The following is a 7211-nucleotide window of genomic DNA, read 5'->3' as shown; positions in this document are numbered from 1 at the left end:
GTCACGGTGAACGGCCCGCCGTCGGGAAGCTCGCCGGGTCCGGTGCCGGCCGGGAACAGGCCGTCCGGCTGCGGCACCTCGGCCACGGTGGCCTCGTCCGCAGCGACCGGGTCGTCGGATTGCGCCGGTACCGCGCGCACGGCGTCCCACACGACGAAGCCGGTGACGGCGACGAGGACAGGGATGGCGTAAGCCCGCCACCCGTAGGTCGAGACGAAGCGTCCCACCTTGGACTGCTTGCGGACGTCGCGATCCGGACGCGGACGCCGGGGCGGCCGATCCGCTCCTCCGACGGGGTCCCATTGCGCGCGCAAGGGCTGATGTGACGTCCGGTGCGATGGTGCTCCGGATGCCCGGTGTGGCGTCTGCGGGGCGTCGGGTGGGGCGCCTGCCGCTCGCAATCCTCCTCGGTCGGTCACGGGTGCCAGAATGTCACATCGCGCAAATTCGTCGGTGAAGTCGCTCCTCGGCCCGCTTGAAGTACCCGCCGCGGGGATACTCGTCGGTAGGGCGGTACGCACCCGCAAGGTGCCCTGCCTGTAACCTGCAAGGACGATCGACGTCGACAGTGGTGCCCATCACCTTGGCTCCGTCACTGCCGACGACTTGTGCAGATTTGGGAGCGACATGACCGAACTCGCCGACCGCACTTCCGGCCGGGGCAACACCTCAGGCACCGGAGCCAAGCGGGGCGCACGAATGCCTCGTGACGAACGTCGGGCCCAGCTTCTCGCCGCCGCGAGCGAGGTCTTCGTGACACGTGGCTACCACGCGGCCGGAATGGACGAGATCGCGGAATGCGCCGGCGTCAGCAAGCCGGTGCTCTACCAGCACTTCCCCGGCAAGCTCGAGTTGTACTGCGCGGTGCTGCAGAGCTACGTCGACATTCTCATCGCCAGTGTCCGCCAGGCGCTGCGTTCGACGACCGACAACCGTCAGCGCGTGCGCGCCGCGGTGCAGGCGTACTTCGACTTCGTCGACAACGACTCGCAGGGCTTCCGCCTCGTGTTCGAGTCGGATCTGATGGGTGAGCCGCAGGTCGCGCAGCGGGTCGAGCAGGCCACCGAAGCATGCGTGGATGCCGTGTTCGACCTGGTCAGCCACGATTCCGGTCTCGATCCCTATCGTGCGCGCATCCTTGCGGTCGGCCTCGTGGGCACCAGCCAGTTCACCGCGCGCTACTGGCTCGAGGCGGCCCGGCCGATCCCGAAGGAGGACGCGGTCGACACCACCGTCGCCCTGGCGTGGGGTGGTCTCAAGCACGTGCCGCTGCAGCCCGAGCTGCGGCTGCGCTGACAGCCGGGCCACCGACAGCAGCGACACCGGAAACGAGGAAGGGCCGGGGCGTCTCGCCCCGGCCCTTCGTTCGTCTCGCCCCGGTCAGCCGGCCGCGAACCCTACCTTGCGGATGTCGGCGGGGCCGATCTCCACGTACGTGATGCGCGATGCCTGGACGAGGAGCTTGCGGCCCTTCTCGTCGACGAGGGCGAGCACCCCGTCCTTACCGCCGGCCAGGGCGGTCGTCACCAGCGCCTCGACCTCGTCGGGCGTCTGGTCGCTGACCACGGTGAGTTCGCGCGGGCTGTCCGCGACACCGATCTTGACCTCCACGGTGGACCTCCGAAATCTCAGTGCTCTACAGCTGTCTCCGTCAGGTTAGTGCAGTCCGAGCACTGCCATCCGCTTGGCGTGCTCGACCTGCATGCGGTCGAACAACGCGGCGATGTTCGTCAGGTCGCCGGTGGCGGTGATGACCAGCTCGGCGAGATTCTCCTGCTGTGCCATCACGTACTGGGCCTGGGTGATCGCCTCACCGAGCAGCCGGCGTCCCCACAGCATCAGCCGGTCCTTCTCGAGGCTGCTCTTCTCGACCGCGGCGCGCACCTCGTGGATCACGAAGTCCGAGTGCCCGGTCTCGGCGAGGACCTCCCGGACGACCGAGGCGACCTCCGGTGCGAGGGTGCCGGCGATCTCGCGGTAGAAGTCGGCGGCGATGCCGTCGCCCACGTGCGCCTTGACCAGCGATTCGAGCCACGTCGACGGGGTGGTGCACGCGTGATAGGCGTCGAGGGACCGCCGGAACGGCTCCATCGCCGCGTAGATCTCGACGCCGCGGGCCTCGAGCGCCTCCTGCAGCGTCTCGAAGTGGCTCATCTCGGCGGCGGCCATGCTCGCCAGCGCGACGCGGCCGCGCAGGGTCGGGGACAGTTTCGCGTCCTCGGCGAGACGGTAGAACGCGGAGATCTCACCGTAGGCGAGGACCGCGAACAGGTCCGCGACACCCGGGTGATCGGCCGGAACCGGCGCCTGTGCGATGGTCGGTTCGGATGATGCTGCGGACGGCGACGTTTCGGCTCCCATGACGACAAAGCGTAGTACCGCGGGGTATCGTTCGCCGGAACCGGTACAATCGTCCTGGAAGACTGCGCTTCGAGCTGTCCAATGCGGCCCGCAGTCCTCAACGATGATGTGCGCGCACCCGACGCCGATCGCGCTCGCGTCTCGCCGAGCTGAACCGAACGCTCGCGCTGAGACGCTGAGTCGGTCGCCTTCTCCACCTCGTGCGTGCGTGCCGAGACCAGGAAGGCCAGACCCCTGAGCAAGATCACTGTCGACCACGAAGACGACGCCACCGAAACCACCGTTTCCGCACAACTCGATTCGACCCACGTCGCCCCCACCTTCGCGGAGTTGGGTGTGCGCGAGGAGATCGTCCGCGCCCTCGCCGAGCACGGCATCGAGCGCACCTTCGCCATCCAGGAGCTCACGCTCCCGCTGGCCCTCGCCGGCGACGACCTCATCGGCCAGGCCCGCACCGGCATGGGCAAGACCTTCGGCTTCGGCGTTCCGCTGCTGCATCGCGTCACCACCGAGGGTTCCGGAACCACCGCCCTCGACGGCACCCCGCGCGCCCTGGTGATCGTCCCGACCCGGGAGCTGTGCATCCAGGTCGCCGGCGACCTGGAGAACGCCTCGAAGTACCTGCCCGGCAGCGGCAAGAAGGGCCTCGAGGTCCTCGCGATCTACGGCGGCCGCCCGTACGAGCAGCAGATCGAGCAGCTGCAGAAGGGCGTCGACGTCGTCGTCGGCACCCCCGGCCGCCTGCTGGATCTCGCGAACCAGGGTCACCTGATCCTCGGCAAGATCGGCGTGCTCGTCATGGACGAGGCCGACGAGATGCTCGACCTCGGCTTCCTCCCCGACATCGAACGCATCCTGAACATGGTCCCCGACCGTCGTCAGACGATGCTGTTCTCGGCCACCATGCCGGGACCGATCATCACCCTCGCCCGCACGTTCCTGACGCAGCCGACGCACATCCGGGCCGAGGAGCCCGAGTCGTCGGCGGTGCACGAGCGCACCAACCAGCTCGTGTACCGGGCGCACGCCCTCGACAAGGCCGAGCTCGTCGCCCGTGTGCTGCAGGCCGAGGGCCGCGGCGCGACGATGATCTTCACCCGGACCAAGCGCACCGCCCAGAAGGTCGCCGACGACCTCGTCGAACGCGGCTTCGCATGCGGTGCCGTCCACGGCGACCTCGGCCAGATCGCCCGGGAGAAGGCTCTCGACAAGTTCCGCAACGGCAAGATCGACGTGCTCGTCGCCACCGATGTCGCCGCGCGCGGCATCGACATCGACGACGTCACGCACGTCATCAACTACCAGTGCCCCGAGGACGAGAAGACCTACGTCCACCGCATCGGCCGAACCGGTCGCGCCGGACGCACGGGTACCGCGATCACGCTCGTCGACTGGGACGACGTGCCGCGCTGGGAACTCATCGACAAGGCCCTCGACCTGGGCATGCCGGAGCCGGTCGAGACGTACTCGAGCTCGCCGCACCTGTACGAGGAGCTGAACATCCCCGAGGGCGCAACCGGCACGGTCCGCAAGGCCCGCACCGCGGCCACCGGCGAAGCGGCGGACGGCGAAGCGCGCCGCGAACGCCCGAAGCGCACCACCACGCGGGTGCGTCGTCGTACCCGCGGCGGCAGGCCCGTCACGCCCGAAGCCGGCACCCCGGATGTGGCCGCTCAGGACGCGTCCGCGCCGAGCACCGCCGCGGCACCAGCCGGTGCGGAAGGTGACGCCGCTCCCGCCCGCCGCCGTCGCCGGCGGCGTCGTGGCGGTTCGTCCTCCAACGCCACCGCAGCCACGCAGGACACGGTCTCGGCCTCGGCCGCCCAGTAGCCGCGGCCACGTGCTCGCTCCCGAGCGCCGCACGCGCACCGACCTGATCGTCGCAGCCGTACTCGCCGTCGCCGTCGTGGTGGCGGCGAGTGTGGTCTGGCTGCGATCCGATGCGCGCGGCACGACATCGATCACGTGGGACGGGCCGGTGACCGTCCCGGCCGCCGCGACCACGGTTCCGGCCACCCTCGGGGAGGTGTGGCGTGCCGCCAGCGCCGCCACCACGCGTCCGCTCGTGGTGGGTGGGACCGTCGCGACCGCCGACGGCGGCAGCGTCGTCGGTCGCGATCCGGAGACCGGCGCCCAGCGCTGGATCTACGAGCGGAACATGCCGCTGTGCGCGGCGACCGCCGCGTGGCAGACGGTCGTGGCCGTCTACCGGGACCGGCGGGGATGCAGCCAGGTCACCCAGTTGAACGCGGGCACCGGGGCGCGGGGCGCCCAACGGAGCAGCGACGCCGACGACGCGGTCGTCCTCGTCGACGCCGGCACCCACCTGATCTCCACGGGCGACACCCGCCTCGAGATGTGGCGCTCGGACCTGGTCCGCACCGTCGAGTACGGGCGCGTCGACGCACCGGTCAACCCGAACGCGCAGCCGCGGACCGGATGCACGCTGCTGTCCGCTGCCGCGAGCAACAACCGGCTCGCCGTCGTCGAGAACTGCCCGGGTGAGGACGCCGACCGGCTGACACTGCTCGATCCGGCGCCCGACGACAATCAGAAACCGGAAGAGTTCGCGTCGTCGGTGCTGGCCGACGCGGCCCAGGACCCGACCGGCTCCCCCGCACCCGGAACACGCGTCATCGCCGTCGCAGGCGACCGCACCGCCCTGTACCTGCCGCCCGGGTCCGGGGCCGGACCGCGCATCGAGGTCTTCGGAGAAGCCGGGCAGACCGTCGCCGAATATCCACTCCCCCGTCCGGCCACCGATGCCGCGACCGTCCCCGCCGAGACCCGGGACGGAATCGTCACGTGGTGGACCGGCGAGTCCACCATCGGTCTCGGAACGACGGATCTGGCGCCGCGCTGGACCGTGCCGGGCACTACCGGCTGGGGCGACTCGGTGGCCGTGGCGGTCGCGGGCAGCACCGTCCTCGAACAGCGCGGCGACGAGGTCGTCGCGCTGCGCTGAGGCCGGGCTGCCGCAGGTCGCGCTACCCGGGTTCGGGTTACTGGGGTTCGAACGTCACCCGCTCCTTGCCGGCCCAGTACCCGAGCAGGTTCTCGGCGAGCTCGCGATAGGCCTCCGCGCCCTTGTTCTTGCGGCCGGCGAGCACCGTCGCGCCGGACGCCGACGCCTCCGCGAACCGGACGGTCCGGGGAATGGGCGGCGCCAGCACCGGCATGTCGTACCGGTCCGCGACGTCGGCGAGCACGTCCCGGCTGTGCGTGGTGCGCGCGTCGTACAGCGTCGGGAGCGCCCCGAGCAGTTCCAGGTCGGGGTTGGTCACCTGCTTGACCTCGGAGACCGTGCGCAGCAACTGACCTACGCCGCGATGGGCGAGGGTCTCGCACTGCAGCGGCACGAGCACCGCCTCGGCGGCGGTGAGACCGTTGAGTGTCAGCACGCCGAGCGACGGCGGGCAGTCGATGATCACGACATCGAAGTTCGGAAGCAGCGGCGCCAGCGCCCGCTTCATTGTGAATTCCCGTCCCGGACGCATCAGCAGCAGCGCCTCGGCGCCCGCCAGATCGATCGTCGCGGGCAGCAGGCTCACCCCTTCGTCCGTGTCGAGCAGAACCTCCTTCGCCTCCGCGTCCCCGACGAGCACGTCGTGCACGGACCGTTCGAGCCGGTCCGGGTTGTGCCCGAGCGAGAACGTCAGACATCCCTGAGGATCGAGGTCGACGACGAGTACCCGCTGTCCCGCCCCTGCCAATGCCGCCCCCAGCGACGCGACGGTGGTCGTCTTCGCGACGCCACCCTTCTGATTTGCCACTGCAAGTACCGTTGTCACGCGTCGATCCTCGCGCACTTCGCGCCGGCACGCGACAATTGAGGCCACACCCCGCACATCCGAACCCCCGATTCGCCCGAAAAGGACGGCAGCCGACCGTGATCCGCCGCGCCCGCCCCGACGATGTCGATGCCGTCACCGGTCTCATCCACGGCCTCGCCGAGTACGAGAAGGCACCCGACGAATGCACCGTGGTGCCCGAGCAGATCCACACCGCGCTGTTCGGTCCCCACCCGGCGGCGTTCGCGCACGTCGCCGAGACCGACACCGGCGAGGTCGTCGGACTGGCCCTGTGGTTCCTGAACTTCTCCACCTGGGACGGCGTGCACGGGATCTACCTCGAGGACCTGTTCGTGCGTCCCGAGCACCGCGGGCACGGATACGGCCGCGCGCTGCTGGCTGCGCTGGCCGCCGAATGCGTCGAACACGGCTACAGCCGGCTCAGTTGGTCGGTGCTGGACTGGAACACCCCGTCGATCGGGTTCTACCGTGCGCTCGGCGCGGTGCCGCAGGACGAGTGGACCACCTTCCGGCTGACCGGCGACGCTCTCACCGCGCTGGGCGCGGAGGGCGGCAGCTAGCCGTCAGCGGCCGTCCGGGTCCGACCCGTGTTCGGCGTCGGGTGCGTACTCCTCCGCGAGCCAGGTCGTCGTCTGCGGTACGAACAACAGCACCAGCGCGGGCACGACGATCACCGACAACACGATGCCCAGCACCAGCTGGTGCGAGTCGGTCAGCAACGACCACGCCACCGGCAGCAGCAGCAACTGCGCGACGACCGCGACGGCCCTGCCCCAGCGCTTGCCGCGCAGCAGCGCGATCCCGGCGGCGAGCACACCGCCGAACAGGATGCCCAGCCACAACGCCAGTCCGTATCCGTTGGTGACGCTCTGGTCGTGGGTCCCGGACAGGGCACGCACGACCGAGAACACCGCGAACCCGATCGCGACGATTCCCTCGAGGACGACGAGGGAACCTGCGATGCGCACGGTCGACGGAACGCTGCTGCGGGGGGACTCGATGGGCACCCGGCCAGCGTAGTGGACCCGATCGCGACCA

General features: G+C 70.1%; 8 protein-coding genes and 1 pseudogene. 4 read left to right on the top strand and 5 right to left on the bottom strand.

Annotation, left to right across the window (positions count from 1 at the left end; genetic code table 11):
• Positions 1-314: pseudogene (locus I0Q12_RS32940) on the bottom strand (hypothetical protein); the annotation flags it as partial.
• 313 nt (positions 315-627) lie between these two features.
• On the opposite strand from I0Q12_RS32940, the gene I0Q12_RS15660 reads away from it, so the two are divergent.
• Positions 628-1296 carry a TetR/AcrR family transcriptional regulator gene (locus I0Q12_RS15660; RefSeq protein WP_197252787.1) on the top strand — a complete coding sequence of 223 codons (669 nt, stop codon included), beginning with the start codon at positions 628-630 and terminating at the stop codon, positions 1294-1296.
• An 84-nt stretch (positions 1297-1380) separates the two neighbouring features.
• Here I0Q12_RS15660 and I0Q12_RS15655 read toward each other — a convergent pair whose 3' ends face one another.
• Together I0Q12_RS15655 and I0Q12_RS15650 are read right to left on the bottom strand one after the other, a co-directional pair.
• A complete protein-coding gene (locus I0Q12_RS15655) occupies positions 1381-1611 on the bottom strand; it encodes a DUF3107 domain-containing protein (RefSeq protein ID WP_197252786.1) in 231 nt (76 codons plus the stop codon).
• A gap of 45 nt (positions 1612-1656) precedes the next feature.
• A complete protein-coding gene (locus tag I0Q12_RS15650; RefSeq protein ID WP_197252785.1) occupies positions 1657-2361 on the bottom strand; it encodes a ferritin-like fold-containing protein in 705 nt (234 codons plus the stop codon).
• Between the two features lie 204 nt (positions 2362-2565).
• Between I0Q12_RS15650 and I0Q12_RS15645 the strand changes: the two genes are divergently transcribed.
• Positions 2566-4191, top strand: coding sequence for a DEAD/DEAH box helicase (locus I0Q12_RS15645; RefSeq protein ID WP_197252784.1), 1626 nt, complete (start codon positions 2566-2568; stop codon positions 4189-4191).
• Positions 4192-4201: 10 nt separating this feature from the next.
• Positions 4202-5326, top strand: a complete 1125-nt coding sequence (locus tag I0Q12_RS15640; RefSeq protein ID WP_197252783.1) for a PQQ-binding-like beta-propeller repeat protein — start codon at positions 4202-4204, stop codon at positions 5324-5326.
• A gap of 37 nt (positions 5327-5363) precedes the next feature.
• Here I0Q12_RS15640 and I0Q12_RS15635 read toward each other — a convergent pair whose 3' ends face one another.
• On the bottom strand, positions 5364-6152 hold the full coding sequence (locus I0Q12_RS15635; protein WP_197252782.1) for a ParA family protein: 789 nt from the start codon (positions 6150-6152) through the stop codon (positions 5364-5366).
• 98 nt (positions 6153-6250) lie between these two features.
• Between I0Q12_RS15635 and I0Q12_RS15630 the strand changes: the two genes are divergently transcribed.
• Positions 6251-6733 carry a GNAT family N-acetyltransferase gene (locus tag I0Q12_RS15630; RefSeq protein ID WP_197252781.1) on the top strand — a complete coding sequence of 161 codons (483 nt, stop codon included), beginning with the start codon at positions 6251-6253 and terminating at the stop codon, positions 6731-6733.
• 3 nt (positions 6734-6736) lie between these two features.
• Here the strand turns inward: I0Q12_RS15630 and I0Q12_RS15625 are convergent, their stop codons facing one another.
• The gene (locus I0Q12_RS15625; RefSeq protein ID WP_197252780.1) at positions 6737-7180 is read right to left on the bottom strand and encodes a hypothetical protein; all 444 of its coding nucleotides are present in this window, start codon (positions 7178-7180) and stop codon (positions 6737-6739) included.
• Positions 7181-7211 lie beyond the last annotated feature (31 nt).

It is taken from the genome of Rhodococcus sp. CX (assembly GCF_015865005.1).
In the GTDB taxonomy this organism is placed as follows: Bacteria; Actinomycetota; Actinomycetes; order Mycobacteriales; family Mycobacteriaceae; genus Rhodococcus.
This window is presented reverse-complemented; position numbering and strand designations above follow the sequence as displayed.

Coding starts and splice junctions, on each gene's coding strand:
- I0Q12_RS15660 (WP_197252787.1), top strand. CDS start 628: ATGACCGAACTCGCCGACCGCACTTCCGGCCGGGGCAACACCTCAGGC.
- I0Q12_RS15650 (WP_197252785.1), bottom strand. CDS start 2,361: ATGGGAGCCGAAACGTCGCCGTCCGCAGCATCATCCGAACCGACCATC.